The 18,804-nt window shown below is 63.3% G+C and carries 17 protein-coding genes; 15 read left to right on the top strand and 2 right to left on the bottom strand.

From position 1 onward, the window contains the following. The first annotated feature begins 217 nt into the window (after positions 1–217). The 4 genes from ABIE33_RS16480 to ABIE33_RS16465 all read left to right on the top strand — a co-directional run bounded on the left by ABIE33_RS16480 (position 218) and on the right by ABIE33_RS16465 (position 3,962). Positions 218–1,123: a DUF2092 domain-containing protein gene (locus ABIE33_RS16480; protein ID WP_429126774.1), complete on the top strand. Its 906-nt coding sequence runs from the start codon at positions 218–220 to the stop codon at positions 1,121–1,123. Continuing rightward, entirely contained in the window at positions 1,123–2,259 is a 1,137-nt protein-coding gene (locus ABIE33_RS16475; RefSeq protein ID WP_429126771.1) for a hypothetical protein, read from the top strand. The genes ABIE33_RS16480 and ABIE33_RS16475 overlap by 1 nt, the downstream gene beginning before the upstream one ends. Positions 2,260–2,385: 126 nt before the next feature. Then, on the top strand, positions 2,386–3,027 hold the full coding sequence (locus tag ABIE33_RS16470; protein ID WP_429126768.1) for a TetR/AcrR family transcriptional regulator: 642 nt from the start codon (positions 2,386–2,388) through the stop codon (positions 3,025–3,027). 287 nt (positions 3,028–3,314) lie between these two features. After that, positions 3,315–3,962, top strand: a complete 648-nt coding sequence (locus ABIE33_RS16465) for a polysaccharide deacetylase family protein (RefSeq protein WP_429126766.1) — start codon at positions 3,315–3,317, stop codon at positions 3,960–3,962. Here the strand turns inward: ABIE33_RS16465 and ABIE33_RS16460 are convergent. Beyond that, a complete protein-coding gene (locus tag ABIE33_RS16460) occupies positions 3,884–4,816 on the bottom strand; it encodes a LysR family transcriptional regulator (protein WP_429126763.1) in 933 nt (310 codons plus the stop codon). The two genes, ABIE33_RS16465 and ABIE33_RS16460, sit on opposite strands and share 79 nt — an antisense overlap. Before the next feature lie 93 nt (positions 4,817–4,909). Here ABIE33_RS16460 and speB point away from each other — a divergent pair, with 93 nt between their 5' ends. The 5 genes from speB to betA all read left to right on the top strand — a co-directional run bounded on the left by speB (position 4,910) and on the right by betA (position 10,952). Further along, complete coding sequence (gene speB, locus ABIE33_RS16455) at positions 4,910–5,887, top strand: agmatinase (RefSeq protein ID WP_429126760.1); 978 nt, start codon at positions 4,910–4,912, stop codon at positions 5,885–5,887. Positions 5,888–5,978: 91 nt separating this feature from the next. Next, entirely contained in the window at positions 5,979–7,487 is a 1,509-nt protein-coding gene (locus ABIE33_RS16450) for an aldehyde dehydrogenase family protein (protein WP_429126757.1), read from the top strand. Between the two features lie 130 nt (positions 7,488–7,617). Continuing rightward, entirely contained in the window at positions 7,618–7,785 is a 168-nt protein-coding gene (locus ABIE33_RS16445; protein WP_429126754.1) for a hypothetical protein, read from the top strand. A gap of 1 nt (position 7,786) precedes the next feature. Then, positions 7,787–9,250 carry a purine-cytosine permease family protein gene (locus tag ABIE33_RS16440; protein WP_429126751.1) on the top strand — a complete coding sequence of 488 codons (1,464 nt, stop codon included), beginning with the start codon at positions 7,787–7,789 and terminating at the stop codon, positions 9,248–9,250. Positions 9,251–9,266: 16 nt separating this feature from the next. Then, positions 9,267–10,952: a choline dehydrogenase gene (gene betA, locus ABIE33_RS16435; protein ID WP_429126748.1), complete on the top strand. Its 1,686-nt coding sequence runs from the start codon at positions 9,267–9,269 to the stop codon at positions 10,950–10,952. A gap of 119 nt (positions 10,953–11,071) precedes the next feature. On the opposite strand, the gene ABIE33_RS16430 is transcribed toward betA, so the two are convergent. Further along, on the bottom strand, positions 11,072–12,556 hold the full coding sequence (locus ABIE33_RS16430; RefSeq protein ID WP_429126745.1) for a PLP-dependent aminotransferase family protein: 1,485 nt from the start codon (positions 12,554–12,556) through the stop codon (positions 11,072–11,074). 226 nt (positions 12,557–12,782) lie between these two features. Between ABIE33_RS16430 and ABIE33_RS16425 the strand changes: the two genes are divergently transcribed. The 6 genes from ABIE33_RS16425 (at position 12,783) to ABIE33_RS16400 (ending at position 18,699) form a co-directional block, all read left to right on the top strand. Next, the gene (locus ABIE33_RS16425) at positions 12,783–13,889 is read left to right on the top strand and encodes an ABC transporter substrate-binding protein (protein WP_429126742.1); all 1,107 of its coding nucleotides are present in this window, start codon (positions 12,783–12,785) and stop codon (positions 13,887–13,889) included. A 208-nt stretch (positions 13,890–14,097) separates the two neighbouring features. Next, positions 14,098–14,982: an ABC transporter permease gene (locus ABIE33_RS16420; protein ID WP_429126739.1), complete on the top strand. Its 885-nt coding sequence runs from the start codon at positions 14,098–14,100 to the stop codon at positions 14,980–14,982. Then, a complete protein-coding gene (locus tag ABIE33_RS16415; RefSeq protein ID WP_429126736.1) occupies positions 14,979–15,767 on the top strand; it encodes an ABC transporter permease in 789 nt (262 codons plus the stop codon). The genes ABIE33_RS16420 and ABIE33_RS16415 overlap by 4 nt, the downstream gene beginning before the upstream one ends. 2 nt (positions 15,768–15,769) lie before the next feature. Then, positions 15,770–16,828: an ABC transporter ATP-binding protein gene (locus tag ABIE33_RS16410; RefSeq protein WP_429126733.1), complete on the top strand. Its 1,059-nt coding sequence runs from the start codon at positions 15,770–15,772 to the stop codon at positions 16,826–16,828. 63 nt (positions 16,829–16,891) lie between these two features. Beyond that, complete coding sequence (locus ABIE33_RS16405) at positions 16,892–17,914, top strand: TIM barrel protein (protein ID WP_429126920.1); 1,023 nt, start codon at positions 16,892–16,894, stop codon at positions 17,912–17,914. Beyond that, positions 17,911–18,699 carry an inositol monophosphatase family protein gene (locus ABIE33_RS16400; RefSeq protein ID WP_429126730.1) on the top strand — a complete coding sequence of 263 codons (789 nt, stop codon included), beginning with the start codon at positions 17,911–17,913 and terminating at the stop codon, positions 18,697–18,699. Before ABIE33_RS16405 ends, ABIE33_RS16400 begins: the two co-directional genes overlap by 4 nt. The last annotated feature ends 105 nt before the right edge of the window (positions 18,700–18,804 follow it).

The raw sequence follows: 18,804 nt of genomic DNA, 5'->3' as shown, positions 1-18,804 counted from the left end.
AATTCACACCCTAGGAATGCGCCAATTTCTTCGCAAACGCCGGACATGACGCAACGGGATCGGATGCCGCTCTAGCACTGCCTTCCGCAGGGGATGACGTGAGGTTCGCCTTGCCGGGCCGGATCGGCTTGTCAGAAATACCCTCTTGAAATGCACTGCACTGTGCAGTACACATTGATTGTGCACTCGATAGTGCAACAATAAGAAAGGTAGTGGCATGGAATTTCGCAATGGTTCAGAGGAGGCCTGTCTGAAGGCCCGGACAGCTGCGACGCAAACCGGCAGCGCGCCGACATCGACTGGTGCCTCGCCGCGGCGGCCGGCGCTGATGACGATGATCTTACGGAATGCCGCTCGGGCCGCTGTGTTCGGCGTCTTTGTAGGGTTCGCGTTGCCGATAGCCCGAGCAGCTGAACCGGCCCCGCCGTTCAAGCCGGCGATCAGCGATGAAGCCGCCACCGCCGTCTCGCAGATGGGCAAGACGCTCCTAGCCAGGGACCTGTCGATTACGGCGAGAACCATCAGGGTCTATTTGGACGAGTCCGGACAGCCGCTTCACATCTTTCATAAGATGAAGATTGTCGTGCGCCGTCCTAACCAAATCGCTATCGAGTCCACCGGCGACGACGGCAACCACAAACTGTTCTACGACGGCAAGTCGGCCTCGGTCTTCTTCCCCGACAGAAAGGAATACGCGGTGATTGCCGCATCGGGCGACATACCGTCGGCACTCAATGAGGTGGTGGACAAGATCGATGTCGATTTTCCGCTCAACGGTTTTTTTTCCAACTCTCCGGATGAAGCGTTGTTGAGCGACGCTATCGCCGCCTGGCAGGTCGGGACGGCCAACATCGACGGCGTCGAGTGCCGGCATCTGTTTTTCCATCAGAAGTCTGGGATCGATCTGGAATTGTGGGTCGAGAAGAATAACGCGGCCACACCGCATCGCCTGATCGTCACCTACCGGTTGCTCCCGGGCCAACCCCGTTTCATCGCGGAATTCACGAGCTGGAATACCCAAGCCCATCCGTCCAAGTCCGAATTCGCTTTCCGGCCTCCCGCCGACGCGAAAAAGATCAAACTGCCTCCAGCCGTTGCGCCGGGAACAAAGGGGAGCAACTGATGAACAATCTGAAACGGACCTTTGCCGCTCTTCTCTCAATAACGATCGTAACATCGGGCGTAGCGTTTGCTCAATTTGGACCGCCGCCCGGTGGGCCCCCGCGTCTGCCTTCGGGCGGCCCTCCGCGTCTATCGATGGACGGCATGCCGCGTCCGCAGATGCGCGGCGTCATCCGTCCCCCGGTGAAAGCCCAGGACCGTCCGCCGGTAGCCCGCCGCCTGACACATACGCCGAATGTCGGCGGCGCAAAGCGGCGATTGGCGGAAGGGCCTGGCCGCGGAGGGAATAACTTGTCCGGAAATATCCGCAATACACTGAACTCGGGCGGCAACATCAATGGCAATCGCGCCTTCATGAATTCCGGAGGCAATATCGTCGCAAAGGACTCAGGCAATCTCACGGTGAACAATTCTGGCGATATCAAAGTCTCTGGTAACGGCAACGGATACTTTGGCCGTGGACTCTATAGCCGCGGAGGCTATGGCCGCGGAGACTACGGCGAGGGATATTATGGCGGCGGAAATTATGGAGACGGAGACCATTATGGTCGTGGATACTATCGCCGCGCAGCCTACGCCCTAGGCGGATACGCGGTCGGAGTGACCACTGGTGCCGCGGTCGCTTCGAGCGGCAGCGGAAACACGTATTACGACGGATCTCAGTCTGGGTCTTCTTACACAGATTCCTCTCGCTCAACTCACTCGAGTTCGTCCTCTTCGGGTTCGTCTGGCGCCACGTTTTCCGGTTCCTCTCGCTCAACTTACTCGCATGCGTCCTCTTCGGATTCGTCTGTGGGCACGTCGTCGGGTTCGCCTCGCGCCACCTCCTCGGGTTCTTCAGGCGGGACTTCTGCAGGTTCTTACAATCAGGGCAGCTCCGAAGCATCCGTTGGCGATGGGCAAGGCGGATCGAATCAAGGCGGCAGCAACGGGCCCGCTCCGTCTGTGAATCTGCTGATGGTGGGCCTGTTTGAGAGCCTGCCGCCGGATGGCACAGCATGGACCATGGACGGTGCGGTCGGTTGGCTTCAGGCAGCCGCCGCCAACCTGCGGATCGCCTACAAAATCCCGGGCGACATCGTGGTCACGGGCGAAACTCCATCGTCTGATTACATTAGCGGGTCCGGCGGAAATTAAAGCCTATCAAAATGGCGATCGCAGAAATTCAACAGGGTGGGCCGGATCGGGCATATCCGGCCCTTGCGATGCACCCGGCCCTACAATACATTGTGTGTGCACTCATTAGTGCAATGGGGGTTGCTTATGGACTCTAGCAGTGGTGCAAACGAGGCCGGACCGAAACGGCATAGCGGGTCGCGGGAGGCCATCATCGAGGCGGCCGGGCGGCTATTTCTGGAACGGGGGTTCGGTTCAGTTAGCATGGACGAGTTGGCTAAGGCCTCCGGCGTAGCGCGGCGAACGCTCTACAACCAGTTTGAAACGAAGGAAGACATTTTCCGCGAGATGCTCCTCAGGGTTTCGGGAAAGCTCGAGAAAGCGTTTCCGCCCGGCATCGAGCCCCACGGCGACGTCGAGGACGTGCTTCGTGTCATTGCGCGCACGATTCTGGAGCTGCACAAGCAGCCGGAATACTGCGGGTTTCTTCGGATGGTGGTGGCCGACTCCCGCCAGTTTCCCTGGATCGCCGAGGAGTTTGCCGCGGTGATGGAGCCTCAGACAGCGAGGCTCGTGGAATATCTCGCCCATCAGACTGCGCTGGACATCCTGGACTGCGGCAAGCCGGTGCTTGCGGCTCACCAGTTCATGGGGATGCTCAACGAGATATCTCTGTGGCCCTGGATGATCGGTCGCGAAAGCATACCCTTCGAGGCCGAGGACGTAGTCGACGAGACGATCCGGACGTTTCTGCAGCGATATCGACCCCCGCAATCGAAGGGGCATTGAATGCCTCGCAATTGCCATTCTGGATGGGCTTTCCAAGGGCAATGAAAATGCCAAGCTACACCCACTTTCTCGGTCCACGCCAGCATAGCGTTCAGACGCGGCGCATGCGGATCCGAACGGCCGACATCGTCAATCGACGCGGACCATGTGGTGGTTGGAAGTCTTGAAATTCACTCAGTTAGGGCCGATATTTTCTTCACTTCTTCATCCGGATTGAATGCGAAAGGTGGACATCATACGCTTGCGGGTGGCGACCCGGCGGAAGTGCCTCCTGCATCACCTTCGGCATGGATGCGGACAGCCTCATCCATATCGCCCACCCTGAGGATGGCCATAGCCGCGTCGCGGCGATCTCCGTGCTGAAGGTGGCGATTCGGCGCATCGTAGAAAGCTATCGCCAGCTCGGCATCAAGCAGACGTTCTTCGTTCCGGCCTGGTGCATAGAGCGCTATCCCGCGGCCATCGAGGCCACTCTGGCGGGCGGCCATGAGCTTGCCCACCACGGCTTCCTGCATCAGCATCCGCGCGAGCTTTCGGACGAGGACGAAGCCTATTGGCTGGATCGCAGCATCGACGTAATCGTTAAGGCGAGCGGCCGACGGCCGGGGGGATGGCGAGCGCCGCTCTACAACTTCTCGCACCGCTCGGCCGACCTCCTCGTCTCGAGTGGGTTCGAGTACGACGCCTCGCTGATGGGGGACGATATCCCCTATCTTCTGGAATGCGATGCCGGCCCCCAGGCGGATGCTGCGCCGCCTTGCGCCATGTCTGTCCTCATCGATGGGGCGGTTGCGGCACCTAGACCGGCCCTAGCGCTGAGCCGTCTGGCCCCGGTTTCCGGGGCCAGCGGAAACCATCAGTGCGGCTTTCGTACGCTCTCTGTGATCGCCTCTGCGAGGGTTTCGGCCGCGCGTGAAGGCTTGTTGCGGGGATAGGCGATATGGAACACATCCTCGAAGGTCATGCGCTCGGGGGCAAGGATCCTGAGGCGGCCAGTGCGCACCCATTCGTCTGCATAGTGATCGGGCAGGAAGCCGATATAGGCCCCGCAAAGCAGAAGCAACAGTGTACCCTCCATGTGCGGCGTTGCGGCGGCCCAAGTAAAGTTCACGCCGCAAATCGTCTCGTTCAGCATGTAGGTGCGGCCAGCGAAAGATTGGGATGCCAGCACCGCGTCGGTGAGCTCTTCGTCGGGGCGAGCAAAGAGCTGGTGGCGCTCGGCGCAATAAAGCTTCTGGACTTCGGAAAAAACCGGCTGGCTGCGGACATGCGGTGTGACGCTGCCGACCGATGGCATGAGCACGACCTGATAGGAGCCGTTCAATAGCCCCTGATGCAGCACCTGCGGTGCTGCGACATCGATTTCCAGATGCACGCGCGGCGCTTTTGCATGGAAGCTGGCGAGCGCGCCCTGAAGGTCGAGTTCGCGATTGGTGATCATCGCATCGACGGTGCCGAAGCTGAGATTGCCGGAGAGCTCGCCCTGCGCCTCGCCGATGCGGCTCTGGAACTTCTCCAGCGAGCCGAAGAGCTCGAGCGCCGCGTCATAGACGAGCCGCCCTTCCTCGGTGAGTTGGAAGCCGCTGCGGCCGCGGGTGCACAGGCGCAGGCCGAGACGTTGTTCCAGATGGCGCATATGGGTGGAGATGGTCGCCTGCGTCATGCCAAGCGCTGACTGCGCGGCGGAAAAGCCACCGTGCTGCACCACCGAGGCGAAGACGCGCAGCAGTCTGAGCTCGGCATCGCCGAGCGAGAGATTGAGGACGCGCTGTCGAACCTTGTTGATCATACATTGATTAATGCACAAGTGAACATGTAATCATAGATACTTTTAAATGTATCGGTCTTCGGCACACTCCTTCCCACCTTTGGAGGAGGGGACATGACCAGCAATTCGTATGAGACCGGCCGTCTGAACCTACCGTTTGTCGGCATCTGCACCTTCGGCAAATATCCCTACCAGCCGGATTGGGATGCGATCGACGCCGATGTGGCGATCCTAGGCGCGCCCTTCGACTGCGGCACCCAATGGCGTGCCGGCACCCGTTTCGGGCCGCGCTCGATCCGCGAGGCCTCGACCCTCTTCTCCTTCGGCCATGGCGGTGCCTATGACCACGAGGACGACGTCACCTACCTGCCGAGCGGCGAGGTCTCGATCGTCGATATCGGCGACGCCGACATCGTCCATACCGACACGATGAAGAGCCATGCCAATATCGAATTCGGCGTGCGCAAGATCCTCGCCGCCGGCGCGCTGCCGGTGGTGCTGGGCGGCGACCATTCCATCAACATTCCCTGCGTCAACGCCTTTGCCGGGGACTGCGAGAAGAACGGTCCGATCCATATAGTGCAGATCGACGCCCATCTCGATTTCGTCGACGAGCGCCACGGCGTGCGCTACGGCCACGGCAATCCGATGCGCCGCGCGGCGGAAAAGCCCTATGTCGGCGGCCTGTCGCAGCTCGGCATCCGCAACGTCTCCTCTACTGCGAAGGAAGGCTACGAGGATGCCCGCAAGATGGGCTCCGACATCCTCTCGGTGCGCCAGATCCGGGCACTCGGCACGGAGGGCGTGGTGGACCGCATCCCCGCCGGCGCGCGCTATTACGTCACCATCGACATCGACGGTTTCGATCCGTCGATCGCGCCGGGCACGGGCACGCCGTCTCACGGCGGCTTCATCTACTACGAGGTGCTGGAGATTCTGGCGGCGCTCGCCAAGCGCGGCACGATCGTGGGCATCGACCTGGTCGAGGTCGCGCCGGACTACGACCACACCGGAGGCACATCCATTCTGGCCGCGCAGGTTCTCATGAACCTCATCGGCCGCGTCATGCATGCCAGGGCAATGCGGCGCTGATCGAAGAGCCAAAGGAGGGCGGTGCGGCATGGCCGACATCGCAAAAAAAACCGGCGCGCGTGCAGCGGCCGGCTGATGAGGAGGAAAAGGCATGGACGAAAGCGTCCGCAATTATCTGGATCAGTATGGCGTCAGCGATGCGACGCGGCGGTTTCTGGCCAAGCCCCAGAAGATGTTCATCGGCGGCGCCTGGGTCGACAGCGGCAATGGCGCGCCCTTCGACATTTTCGAACCCTCCACCGGCGGCCTGATCACCCGTGCCCCTTCCGGCACCACGGATGATCTCGACCGGGCCGTCCGCGCCGCCCGTGCCCAGTTCGACGGCGGCGCCTGGCGCCTTCTCAAGCCGCTCGAGCGCGAACGCCTGCTGCACCGCCTTGCCGACCTCATCGAGACCCATGCCGACGAACTGGCGGAGATCGAAGCCATCGACATGGGCAAGTCGGTGACGTTTGCCCGGGAGATCGATATCCAGGGCACGGTCGATACGTTCCGCTATTTTGCCGGTTGGCCCACAAAGCTGCACGGCCGCACCGTCGAGCCGTCCATTCCCGGCAATTATCTCGCCTATACCCGCAAGGAGCCGCTCGGCGTCGTCGCCGCCATCGTGCCGTGGAACTTTCCGCTGCAGACCATGGCGTGGAAGCTCGCGGCTGCCCTTGCGGTCGGCTGCACCGTCATCGTCAAACCGGCCGAGCTGACCTCGCTCTCCACCCTGCGCTTTGCCGAACTGGTGCAGGAGGCCGGCATCCCCGATGGCGTGGTCAATATCGTCACGGGCCGGGGCAGCGTCATCGGCGCGGCCATGACGACCCATCCCGGCATCGACAAGGTCACTTTCACCGGCTCGACCCCGGTCGGGCAGGAGGTCGGCCGCACGGCCGTCGGCAATCTCAAGCACGTCACGCTGGAACTCGGCGGCAAATCGCCGGTGCTGGTGCTTGACGATGCCGACCTGCCGAGTGCCGCCCTCGCTGTGGCGAACGGCGTGTTCTTCAACTCGGGCCAGGTCTGCGATGCCGGCACCCGCGTCTATATCCAGCGGTCGGTGCATGACGCTTTCCTCGAAGAGCTGGTCGCTGTGACCCGCAAGCTGAAGCTCGCGCCGGGTCTCGATCGCGACTGCTACATCGGCCCCATGGTTTCGGCGCAGCAGAAGAAGGTCGTCTCCGGCTACATCGAAGCCGGCCGCCGCGAGGGCGCCGAGCTGATCCATGGCGGGGGTAGTCCCGACCGGCCGGGCCATTTCGTCGAACCGGCGATCTTTGCCTATTGCAGGCCGGAGATGAGCATCGTGCGCGAGGAGATCTTCGGGCCGGTGCTGGTCACCAGCCCCTTCGAGACGCTGGATGACGCGGTTTCGTTGGCGAACGACACGCCCTTCGGCCTTGCCGCCGCGATCTACTCGAACGACCTGTCGCGCGTGCACACGCTCATCCCGCGCCTGCATGCGGGCTCCGTTTATGTCAATGCGCACAGCACGATCGATCCGTCCATGCCCTTCGGCGGCTTCAAGGCCTCGGGCTTCGGCAAGGACCTGGGGCCAGAACAGCTCGACTACCTGATGGAGACCAAGGCCGTGTGGATCACGCTGCCGTAAGCGCCAGGGCCGCTGGGAAAAATCTTCGGGTCGCCGCCCATGGGCGGTCCGGTTCACAAGACCGGCGGCTGATGGAGCCGCATTCATTCGCGGAAAGACGCCGAAGGCGCGACGCGGAAGGGGAACCACGATGGAAAACGATATCGCCTGGCAGAACGAATTGAGACGCCGCGCCCGCATCTATGAAGACATCGAGGCTGGCCACCGCTGCGAAGGCACGATGACCGTCATCGACTATGCGGCCATGACCGCGCTGACGCTCGTGCTGGTCCTCGGCTCGTGGTTCTGGGGGGCGTGAGATGACCGATCGCGTTGCCCATGACGGGCTTGCCGCCGCAGAAACCCAGCGGGAGGAAGCCTCCCGCAACCGCGCCGCCGCCGAACGCGGCGATGCGCCGCTCCTGCCGTCGGAACGGCTGTGGGGCTTCTGGGAATTCACCTACGCCAATTCCGCGCTTGCCATCGCCACCTGGGCTTTCCTGATCGGCGGCTCTGTCGGCCTCTTCGTCGGGCCCAAGGAAGGTATTGCCGCCATCGTCATCGGCAACATCGTCGGCGTCATGCTGACGGCGCTCGCCACCACGCCGCTTTCCGGCCGCTACGGCGTCGAGCAGTTCGTCGCTCTACGCAGCCAGTTCGGGTACAACGGCAGCCGCGTTGTCTATGTGCTGGCCGTGGTCATCCTCACCATGGGCTGGCTTGCCGTGCTCGCGATGATGTTCGGCCGCTCGATCGACGGGCTGGCGGCGCTCAGCGCCGGCGAGGTCGCCAATCCGACCGGCATCAAGATGATCGTCGCCGCCGTTGGCGCCATTCTCGTCACCTGGTTCATCGTCGCCAAGGGGCCGACCTCGATCAAGTTCTTCAACATGGTCGTCTCGCCCGCACTGGTGATCCTGATGATCGTGATGCTCTATCTCATCCTCCAGCACCGCTCCTTTGCCGAACTCCTGGCGATGCCGGCGCTTGCCCCGCCGTTTGAGGACAACACGCTCAACTTCATCATCGCCGTCGAGGTCAACCTTGCCGCCGGGTTCTCCTGGTGGCCCTACATCGGTAACCTCGCCCGCCTCACCAAGAACGAGCGCACCGCCTTCTGGCCGAACATCCTCGGCATTTTCGGTGCGGCCGCGCTCGGTGAGATCGTCGGCCTGCTCGCAGCCGTCGCGCTCGGCGACAGCGACCCGACCATCTGGATGACCAAGATCGCCGGCCCGATCATCGGCATCATCGCGTTGCTGTTCGTCGCCTTCGCCAACATGACCTCAATGGCGAACATCCTCTACACCTCCATCGTCGGCCTTCGGCAGGTCGGAACAGCCTCCGTGCGCGCCATCTCCTGGGGAGCGATCCTCTTCCTCTTCTGCGTCATCCCGCTCGGTCTCGTGGTCTTCTATCCGCAGATGTATGACGGGTTCTTCATCTTCCTCGTCTGGACCTCGGCGCTGAATTCCGCGCTCGCCGGCATCGGCATTGCCGATTACTTTTTCCTGCGCGGCCAGAAGCTCGACATGCGCAGCCTGCACGGTCCGCAGGAAAACGGTCCCTACCGTTTCTGGGGTGGTTTCAACCCCATCGGCCTCTTCGCGCTTGCCGTCGGTTTCGGGGTCTACGTGCTCGTCTTCAATCCGCAGACGCTCGCGAGCCTTCCTGCCTTCAAATACCTCACCGCCTCCGTGCCTTCCTGCCTTGCGGCCGGCGCGATCCACTATGTCCTGACCCGGCTGTTTGCCCGCGGGCGCAGCTGGGGCCTCTATCCGTAACCTCTGGATAACCGCCATGACCGACACCTACGACTACATCATCATCGGCGCCGGATCGGCCGGCTGCGTGCTCGCCAACCGTCTTTCGGAAGATCCGGCCACCAAGGTCCTGGTGCTCGAATATGGTGGTAGCGACAAGTCAATCTTCATCCAGATGCCGACGGCGCTGTCCATTCCGATGAACGGCACCAAGTACAACTGGAAATACATGACCCTGCCGGAACCCGGCCTCGACGGTCGCCGGGTCCACTGCCCGCGCGGCAAGGTCATCGGCGGGTCCTCCTCGATCAACGGGCTCGTCTACATGCGCGGCCATGCCCGCGATTTCGACGAGTGGGAGGAACTGGGGGCACGCGGCTGGCGCTATGCCAATTGCCTGCCCTATTTCCAGCGTGCTGAAAGCTGGCAGGACGGAGGCGACGCCTATCGCGGCGCGGGCGGCCCGCTTGCCACCAACGCCGGCAACAAGATGAAGAACCCGCTCTACCGCGCCTTCGTCGATGCGGGCCGCGAGGCGGGTTACATCACCACCGAGGATCCGAACGGCCATATGCAGGAGGGTTTCGGCCCCATGCACATGACCGTGAAGGACGGCGTGCGCTGGTCGACGGCGAACGCCTATCTGAAGCCGGCGATGAGCCGGCCGAACCTTACCGTCATCACCCACGCCATGACGCGGCGCGTGCTGTTGGAAGGAAAACGCGCCGCCGGCGTCGAATACGAGCTCGGCGGCGAACGCGTCATGGCGAAAGCGACCCGCGAGGTGCTGATCTCCTCCGGCCCGATCGGTTCGCCCCATCTCCTGCAACGCTCCGGCATCGGCCCGGCGGCGGCGCTGCGACAGGCCGGTGTGGAGGTCCTGCACGACCTGCCGGGCGTCGGCGAAAATCTGCAGGACCATTCCGAGGTCTATATCCAATACGCCTGCAAGGAGCCGATCACGCTCAACGGCAAGATGGGCCTCCTCAGCCGCGCCTTGATCGGCGCGGAATGGCTGCTGTTCAAGAAGGGGCTTTCGGTCTCCAACCACTTCGAAAGCGGCGGTTTCATCCGCTCCGACGCCTCGCTCGAATGGCCCGACATCCAGTTCCATTTCCTGCCGGCGGCGATGCGCTACGACGGGAAGAAGCCGCTCGACGGCCATGGCTTCATGGTGCTGACCGGGCCGAACAAGCCGAAAAGCCGGGGTTATGTGCGGTTGCGCTCGCCGGAGGCACACGAGCAGCCGGACATTCTCTTCAATTATCTCGACCGCGAGGAGGACCGCGAAGGCTTCCGCCGCTGCCTGCGGCTGACCCGCGAAATTGCCGCCCAGCCGGCCTTCGACCGCTTCCGCGGCGAGGAGATCGCGCCGGGCAGCGACGTGCGCAGCGATGACGAGATCGACGCCTGGGTGCGCGAGACCATGGAGAGCACCTACCACCCCTGCGGCTCCTGCCGCATGGGCGAGGACGCGATGGCGGTTGTTGACAGCGACCTCAAGGTGCGCGGCCTTGATGGGCTGCGGGTCATCGACAGCTCCGTCTTCCCCTCGGAACCGAACGCCAATCTCAATGCGCCGACGATCATGCTGGCCGAGCGCGCCTCCGACATCGTGCGGGGCAAGCCGCTGCTCGCCGCCTCCAATGCCGAGGTGGGCGTTGCGCCCGGCGTCGGTGTCACCCAGCGCAGCGGCACGCCGCTGCGCACGATCGGGCACTGAGACGATGTTGCGGGTTATCGGCCATGTGATCGCACGGTGGGACCGGAACGATCCGGAGGAGACGCATACCTGGGCCATCGCCATCGAAAACGCCCTCTGCCGATGGTTTGGCCGCATCGTCAGGCGCGGGCGATCGCTTCCGCCAGACGCAGGAGGTACGGCTTCATCCGATCCGCCGGAACGCCGGCATAGCCGAGAATGAGTGCGCCCGGCCGCGGTGTGGCGATCGTGTAGTCGGAGAGCGGATAACATTGCAGCCCGACATCGAGCACGGAGCGGCGCACGGCATGATCCTCGCTGGCTTTCTCCAGCCAGGCCAGTGCGTTGAGGCCGCTTTCGGAACAGTCAATGCGGGCAAGGCCCGCAAGCGTCGTCCGCCCCGCCTCCATGAAAGCCTCGCGGCGTTCGGCATAGAGGCCGCGCATGCGGCGCAGGTGGCTGGCGAAGTGACCGCCGCCGATGAAATCGGCCAGCACGAGCTGGGTTTCCACCGGCACACTGCGATTGATCAGTCCAGACAGATTGCGAAACACACCGATCAGCTGCGGCGGCAGTACGAGATAGCCGATGCGGATGCCCGGATAGAGCGCCTTGCTGAAGCTGCCCGCGTAGATAACCCGGTCATGGCCGTCGATGGAGCGTATGGAGGGCAGCGGCGCGCCGTCATAGCGGAATTCGCTGTCATAGTCGTCCTCGATGATCCAGGCATCGTTCGCCCGCGCCCATTCCAAGAGCGCAAGCCGGCGCGGCAGCGACAGCGTCACGCCCAGCGGATGGTGGCGGGAGGGCATGACGAAGGCGAGCCGTGCGTCCGGATATCGGGACGTCGCGCCAGCGACATCCATGCCGTCGGCGTCGACACCGGCAAGGCAGAGGCGAAGCCCGAGCGTGCGGAACAGGTTGCTGGTGGTCACGGGGCCGGGATCCTCGAACAAGATCCCGTCGCCGGGATCGGCGAGCGCCATGGCGGCGAGCGTGAAGGCGGCATGTCCGCCCGGCGTGATGACGATCTGCTCTGGGTCGCAGGGGTCGTGCCGGTGCAGCGCCAGATATTCGGCGATCCGTTGTCGCAGCACCAGCTCGCCCGACAGGTCGCCATAGCCCATGGCCGCCACCTTGCCGCCGCGCGTCACCGCGTTCCAGCACTTGCGCCAGAGGGCGAAGGGAAACCGGTCGATCGCCGGCCGATTGGGCAGGAAGGGCTTGTGCTCGAATTGACCGATATCGGCCGATACCTGGCGGGACAATTGGCCGATCCGCGACAGGCGCGGCAGGGGCATGTCCAGCGCGTTGTTGAGCTTCTCGGACCAGCCCGTTTTCGAGGGCTGGTGCGGCAACGCGGCAGATACGAAGGTGCCGGCTCCCTGCCGCGCTTCCAGGTATCCCTCCACCTTCAGGTTTTCCAATACCCGCACCAGGGTCTGGCGCGAGAGGCCCAGTTCCTCGGCGAGGATGCGGCTTGCCGGCAGGCGCGTCCCCGCGCGCAGATGCCCACGCAGGATCGCCATGCGCAACTGATCCTGCACCTGGCGGAACTTCGGCAGGGCGACCGCGTCGTCCAGGCGAAGGAAGGGCAGAATCGGCCCCTCGAGCTGTTTGGCCAACGGCGTGCCTCCGAAAATTGGTACAGTCGAATGCACCATAATGGACGTTTTATTGTTGTCCAATTGTTACATCCTGTCTTTACACGAAAACGCACCGATGCAGCCCCGAGGACGCAGACAGGTGCAAGGGGAACCGGGACAGTTGGCAGCGTCGACGACCGGATGCAAGGACAGACAGAGCAGCCATCGCCCATGATCCGTCGCAGACGGTCAACAGGAGGATTCCATGAACCAGCATGTATTACGCGCATTCGTCTCCACGCTTGCCTTGGCTGTCGCGCTGCCGGGGCTTGCCCGCGCCGAGGCCCCGGAAGAACTCGTGGCGGCCGCCAAGAAGGAAGGCATGCTGACGGTCATCGCGCTGCCGCATGACTGGTGCAACTACGGTGAGGTCATCGAAGGCTTCAAGGCCAAGTATCCGGGCATCACCGTCAACGAACTGAACCCCGATGCTGGCACCGCCGACGAGCTGGAAGCGATCCGGGCCAACAAGGGCAATACAGGATCGCAGGCGCCCGACGTCGTCGACCTCGGCCTCGCCTTTGCCCCCGCGGCGGCGGAGGAGGGCCTGCTTCAGCCCTACAGGGTTGCGACCTGGGACGAAATCCCAGTCAATATCAAGGACGAGAAGGACTATTGGTACGGTGACTACTACGGCGTCATGGCCTTCGGCGTGAACAAGGACCTTCTCGACACACTGCCCGCTGACTGGGCCGATCTCATCAAGCCAGAATATTCGGGCGCGGTCGCGCTCACCGGCGACCCGCGCTCCTCGGCGCAGGCCATCCTTGCGCTGATGTCGGCGGGCATTTCGCGTGGTGCAAAGCCGGGCGCAGACTCCGGTACCAAGGGGCTGGAGCTTTTTGCTGAACTGAACAAGGCCGGCAATTTCGTGCCGGTGCTCGCCAAGGCCGGCACCATCGCGCAGGGCCAGACCCCCATCGTCGCGGCCTGGGATTACAACCTGCTCGCCTGGCGCGACGGCCTGAAGGGCAATCCGCCGATGGACGTCGTCGTGCCGACAAGCGGCGTGGTCGCCGGGGTCTATGTGCAGGCGATTTCGGCTTATGCGCCCCATCCGAACGCCGCCAAGCTCTGGATGGAATATCTCTATTCCGACGAGGGCCAGATCGGTTGGCTGAAGGGCTACTGCCACCCGGCGCGCTTCAACGCCATGCTGAAGGCCGGCAAACTCCCGCAGGAGCTTCTGGACAAGCTGCCGCCGGCGGAAGCCTATGAAAAGGCAGTCTTCCCGACCGTCGATGAACTGTCGGCCAACAAGACCGCCATCGTCGAAGGCTGGGACAAGGTGGTCGGGACGAACGTGAAGTAAGGCGAAGCCCGGACTGCTGACAAGTCCGCCAAACCTCTCCTCCGTCATGATCGGGCCTGACCCGACTATCCATAACCTATTGAAAGGAATGGATCCTCTGGGCAAATCCGAGGATGACGGAGTGCGTGGAGCGAGGCTTGTCGACAAACTGTTCGTCTCTCTTTCACACCGTTCCCGCCTTGCGGGAACGGCTCCTGGGAACAATCCGATGACGACAATCGCCGCATCCCTGCCGGCCGCTTTCAGGCCGCGGCGGGTTCTCAACTGGTTCGGGGTCGCGCCCTTCTTCATTTTCGCCACGCTGTTCCTGATCCTGCCGACGCTCAACATCGTCATCGGCGCCTTCCGCAACGCGGAGGGAGAGGCGACGCTGGAAAACCTCGGCAAGCTCTTCTCGCCGTCGATCCGGGCGGCCTTCTGGATCTCCATCGAACTCAGCCTGCTCACGGCGGTGCTCGGCTGCCTGTTCGGCTTCCTCATCGCCGCCGCCATCACGCTCGGCAACCTGCCGCGCCCGCTGCGCAACGCCATCCTCACTTTTTCCGGCGTCGCCTCCAATTTCGCCGGCGTGCCGCTCGCCTTCGCCTTCATCGCCACGCTCGGCCGTCTCGGCTTCGTGACGATGCTGCTGCGCAACTGGTTCGGCATCAATCTCTATGGCAGCGGTTTCAACATCGTCTCGTTCCTCGGGCTGGCGCTCACTTATCTCTATTTCCAGATCCCATTGATGGTGCTGATCATCACGCCGGCGCTGGAGGGCCTGCGGCGCGAATGGCGCGAGGCGGCCGAAAGCCTGGGCGCGAGCGGTTTCCAATATTGGCGCATGGTGGCGCTGCCGGTGCTGTGGCCGTCGCTGCTCGGCACGCTGGCGCTCTTGTTCGCCAATGCCTTCGGAGCCGTCGCGACCGCCATCGCGCTCACCGGCTCGTCGCTCTCCATCGCCCCCATCGTGCTTTTCGCCCAGATCCGCGGTGACGTGCTCAACGATCCGCATCTCGGCTACGCCATCGCGTTTGCCATGATCGTGCTGACGGCCATCGCCAACGGTATCTACATCCTCCTGCGCATGCGCGCAGAACGGTGGGTCAAATGACAGGAAAACGCCTCTGGTCCTGCCTCGCCGTTGTGCTCGGCGGGCTCTATTTCCTGCTACCGCTGGTCGGCATGTTCGATTTCTCGATGCGCATGCAGCGGGGCAGCTACAGTTTCGAGGCCTATCGCATCGTGCTCGCCGACGCGCAGTTCCAGCAAACCTTCGGCTATTCGGTGGGGCTGGCGCTGCTCACTATCGTGCTCGGCATCCTGATCGTCGTGCCGACGGCCTATTTCGTGCGGCTGCGCTTTCCGGGTCTGCGCCCCATCGTGGAATTCATCACGCTGCTGCCGCTGGTCATCCCGCCGATCGTCATCGTCTTCGGCTATATCCGCATCTACAACACCTCCTCGATCCTGCCGCTGACGGGAAGCTGGTGGGGCACGAACATCCTGCTCCTGTTCGGCTATGCGACCCTGTCGCTGCCCTACATGTACCGCTCGGTGGATACGGGCCTGCGCACCATCGACATCGCCAGCCTCACCGAGGCGGCGCAGTCGCTCGGGGCCGGTTGGGCGCGCATCCTTGCGGTCGTCATCCTGCCGAACGTCTTTGTCTCGGTGTTGTCAGGGGCTTTCCTGACCTTCGCGATCGTCATCGGCGAATATGTCTTCGCCGCCCTGCTGAATGTCAATTCCTTCGGTCCGTACATGGTCTGGATGGGCAGCAACCGCGCCTACGAGCCATCGGCGCTGGCGGTGGTCGCCTTCGCCATCACCTGGGCCTGCATGGGGTTGATCCAGCTATTCACCCGCTTTTCCAAATTCTCCACCGTGAGGCGCTGACCATGGCCTTTCTCGACATCCAGCATCTGGAAAAAACCTTCGGCACGCTACGCGTCGTCAAGGACTTCACCCTTGGTATCGGAAAGGGCGAGTTCGTCTCCTTCCTCGGCCCCTCCGGCTGCGGCAAGACCACAGTGCTACGCATGGTCGCGGGCTTCGAGACGCCGACATCGGGCGCGATCCGCATCGACGGGCGAGACGTCACAAGCCTGCCCGCCAACCGGCGCAAGATTGGCATGGTTTTCCAAGCCTATGCGCTCTTCCCGAACCTGACGGTGGCTGACAATATCGGTTTCGGGCTGAGGGTGGCCGGGGAGGGGAAGGCGGAAATCGCGCGGCGCGTGACGGAAATGCTGGAACTGATAGGCCTGCCGCAGCTCGGCAACCGCTATCCCTTCCAGCTCTCCGGCGGCCAACAGCAGCGCGTGGCGCTTGCCCGCGCGCTGGCGCCGCGCCCCGAAGTGCTGCTGCTCGACGAACCGCTCTCGGCGCTCGACGCGAAAATCCGCGTCAGCCTGCGCGAGGAGATCCGCCGCATCCAGCGCGACCTCGGCATCACCACCATCTTCGTCACGCACGACCAGGAAGAGGCACTCTCCATGTCGGATCGCGTCGTGGTCATGCATCAGGGCGTGGCCGACCAGGTCGGCACCCCGTTCGAAATATACAACCGGCCGACAACGCGCTTTGTGGCCGAGTTCGTCGGCACGCTGAACCTGGTCGATGCCGAGCTCATGGATGCCGCCGCCGGCCGGATCCGGCTGGGCGACGTGCCGGTGGCGCTGAACCGGACGCTGGCGGGGCGTGCCGGCGACCGCATCAGCCTGGCGCTCAGACCGGAAACGGTGGCGCTGGGGCGCAAGGAGGACGGCAATGTCGTTCTCACCGGCCATATCGTCGAGGTGCACTTCCTCGGTTCGGTAATCCGCGTCCGCGTCGCGGTCGCCGGCCAACTCCTCTCGCTCGATACGTTCAACCAGCCCGACAGGCCGCCGCCAGCGGTCGGCGCGCCGGTCGAGGTCAGCGTTTCGGATCGCGATCTGTTGGTGCTGGCCGCCTGACGGTGGCGGACCGCTCGTCAACCAACCCGATCACTTTGCGGAGGAACCGGCACCGTGACGGATATGCCATGGAACACTATGCCGCGCCCGGACTGGCGGGCGAGAATTGCAGCCCTTGCCGCTGAAAGCCGCGTCCGGCTCGCCGCGCGGGCGAGGAGCGCACCACTGTTTGCGCATGCCTACGCCTTTCATCTCAACATGCGCTTCGGTGGCATGACGCCGCTGCATCTCATCGAATTCGCTCATTCGCAGAAGTTTTGCGGCATCAAGATCCATCTCGAGGACGGCGAGCAGGCAAGCCTGAGCCGGATGCCAGACGCGGCTCTGCACGCCTTTGCGGGGGCCCTCGGGCAGCTCGGGCTGGAACTGCACGTCGAGACCAGCACGACGGAAGCGGCCGGGCTTTCGGATGCCGTGCGCATCGCGCTTGCCGCCGGCGCCACCTCGCTGCGCTGCTATCCGCGTTACGAGGGTCGCATTTCCGAGATCGTCGAGTGGACGATAGGCGATCTGCGACGGCTAGACGAATTCGACCCGCAGGCAAGGCTTCGTTTTACGCTCGAACAGCATGAGGATCTGAAATCCGACGAACTGGTCCAAGTCCTCCAGGCCGTCGCCAATCCGCGCCTCGGTCTGCTCTTCGATTTCGCCAACATGATCAATGCCTGCGAACTGCCGTTGCCGGCACTTGCGGCGCAGGCAGCCCATGTGACCGAGGTGCATATCAAGGATTGCCTCGTCCGGCCGGACCGCGGCGGCTGGGCGCATCTTGCCTGCCTGTCCGGGCAAGGCCATCTGCCGATACATGCGATGTTCGTGGAACTGCTGCTGCTAGGCGAGGACCGGCCACAGGTGCTGGCTTTCGGACTCGAGGAGGAGGAGGGTTATTTCGCGCCGGCCCTGCGTTTTCCCTCCGAGGAAGCCGACCCATTCATTCCCGCCCGCTCTGCTAGTTTCACCAACATCGGATCCGGCGACCTCGCGGTGCGGCTTCGGCAGGAGGTCGCCGCCGCCCATCGGCAGGTCGAGACGGTGAGGGGCATGCTCAATGAAATCGCTGCCGAAGCCGAAAGGACCGAAGGATGAACTACGAAGCCGCCTGCCCGCCGGCCTTCCTGACGCTTGCCCATGCACTGGCCGATGCCGCCGCCACCGTGATCCGTCCGTATTTCCGCAAGCGCCTTGCGATCGACGCCAAGGCCGACGCCAGCCCTGTTACCATTGCCGACCGCGACGCGGAGGCCACGATGCGGCGGATGATTGAAGCGCAGTATTTCGATCACGGCATAAGGGGCGAGGAATTCGGCGTTTGCCGGGCCGACGCCGAATGGGTCTGGGTGCTCGACCCGATCGACGGCACGAAGTCCTTCGTCTCTGGCTCGCTTGCCTTCGGCACGCAGATCGCGTTGCTCCATCGCGGCAAACCTGTCCTCGGCATGATCAACCAGCCGATCACGGGTGAACGCTGGCTCGGCACAGGCTCCGCCGCGACCCTCAACGAGGAGCCTATCCGCACCAACGAAAGGACCGCACTCGGGGAAGCGATCCTCTACACCTCCGCCCTGGAGCAGTTCGACCGCGCCGGCCAAGATCGTTTCGCGGCGTTGGCCGCCAAGGTCCGCTTCACCCGCTTTTCTCACGATTGCTACGCAGCCGGGCTCCTCGCGCTGGGCGGTATCGATCTCCTCATCGAAAGCAACGTTTTCGACTACGACATCCTCCCACAGATGCCCATCATCCAGGCGGCGGGCGGGATCGTGACCGATTGGAACGGCCGGGCGCTCGCGGACTCCTCCCGATACGACACGGTGTTGATGGCGGCGAACACAGAAATCCACAGAGCGGCGTTAGAGGTCCTGCGTCGAGATTGACGCCCGGATAGTAAAACTTTTGCACGGGCTCTTAGGACAACACGAGAGCCAAGGTCCGGCGACGGCTTGTCAGCAACAGCATCCCACGCATGGACGGTCGCATCC

It is taken from the genome of Ensifer sp. 4252 (assembly GCF_050434565.1).
GTDB lineage: Bacteria > Pseudomonadota > Alphaproteobacteria > Rhizobiales > Rhizobiaceae > Ensifer.
The sequence above is the reverse complement of the archived record's forward strand: the minus strand, read 5'-3'. Positions and strand labels throughout refer to the sequence as shown.

What these genes read in the sequence shown, in the direction of transcription:
- ABIE33_RS16480 (WP_429126774.1), top strand. Translation starts at nt 218, where the DNA reads ATGGAATTTCGCAATGGTTCAGAGGAGGCCTGTCTGAAGGCCCGGACA.
- ABIE33_RS16475 (WP_429126771.1), top strand. Translation starts at nt 1,123, where the DNA reads ATGAACAATCTGAAACGGACCTTTGCCGCTCTTCTCTCAATAACGATC.
- ABIE33_RS16470 (WP_429126768.1), top strand. Translation starts at nt 2,386, where the DNA reads ATGGACTCTAGCAGTGGTGCAAACGAGGCCGGACCGAAACGGCATAGC.
- ABIE33_RS16465 (WP_429126766.1), top strand. Translation starts at nt 3,315, where the DNA reads ATGGATGCGGACAGCCTCATCCATATCGCCCACCCTGAGGATGGCCAT.
- ABIE33_RS16460 (WP_429126763.1), bottom strand. Translation starts at nt 4,816, where the DNA reads ATGATCAACAAGGTTCGACAGCGCGTCCTCAATCTCTCGCTCGGCGAT.
- speB (WP_429126760.1), top strand. Translation starts at nt 4,910, where the DNA reads ATGACCAGCAATTCGTATGAGACCGGCCGTCTGAACCTACCGTTTGTC.
- ABIE33_RS16450 (WP_429126757.1), top strand. Translation starts at nt 5,979, where the DNA reads ATGGACGAAAGCGTCCGCAATTATCTGGATCAGTATGGCGTCAGCGAT.
- ABIE33_RS16445 (WP_429126754.1), top strand. Translation starts at nt 7,618, where the DNA reads ATGGAAAACGATATCGCCTGGCAGAACGAATTGAGACGCCGCGCCCGC.
- ABIE33_RS16440 (WP_429126751.1), top strand. Translation starts at nt 7,787, where the DNA reads ATGACCGATCGCGTTGCCCATGACGGGCTTGCCGCCGCAGAAACCCAG.
- betA (WP_429126748.1), top strand. Translation starts at nt 9,267, where the DNA reads ATGACCGACACCTACGACTACATCATCATCGGCGCCGGATCGGCCGGC.
- ABIE33_RS16425 (WP_429126742.1), top strand. Translation starts at nt 12,783, where the DNA reads ATGAACCAGCATGTATTACGCGCATTCGTCTCCACGCTTGCCTTGGCT.
- ABIE33_RS16420 (WP_429126739.1), top strand. Translation starts at nt 14,098, where the DNA reads ATGACGACAATCGCCGCATCCCTGCCGGCCGCTTTCAGGCCGCGGCGG.
- ABIE33_RS16415 (WP_429126736.1), top strand. Translation starts at nt 14,979, where the DNA reads ATGACAGGAAAACGCCTCTGGTCCTGCCTCGCCGTTGTGCTCGGCGGG.
- ABIE33_RS16410 (WP_429126733.1), top strand. Translation starts at nt 15,770, where the DNA reads ATGGCCTTTCTCGACATCCAGCATCTGGAAAAAACCTTCGGCACGCTA.
- ABIE33_RS16405 (WP_429126920.1), top strand. Translation starts at nt 16,892, where the DNA reads ATGCCATGGAACACTATGCCGCGCCCGGACTGGCGGGCGAGAATTGCA.
- ABIE33_RS16400 (WP_429126730.1), top strand. Translation starts at nt 17,911, where the DNA reads ATGAACTACGAAGCCGCCTGCCCGCCGGCCTTCCTGACGCTTGCCCAT.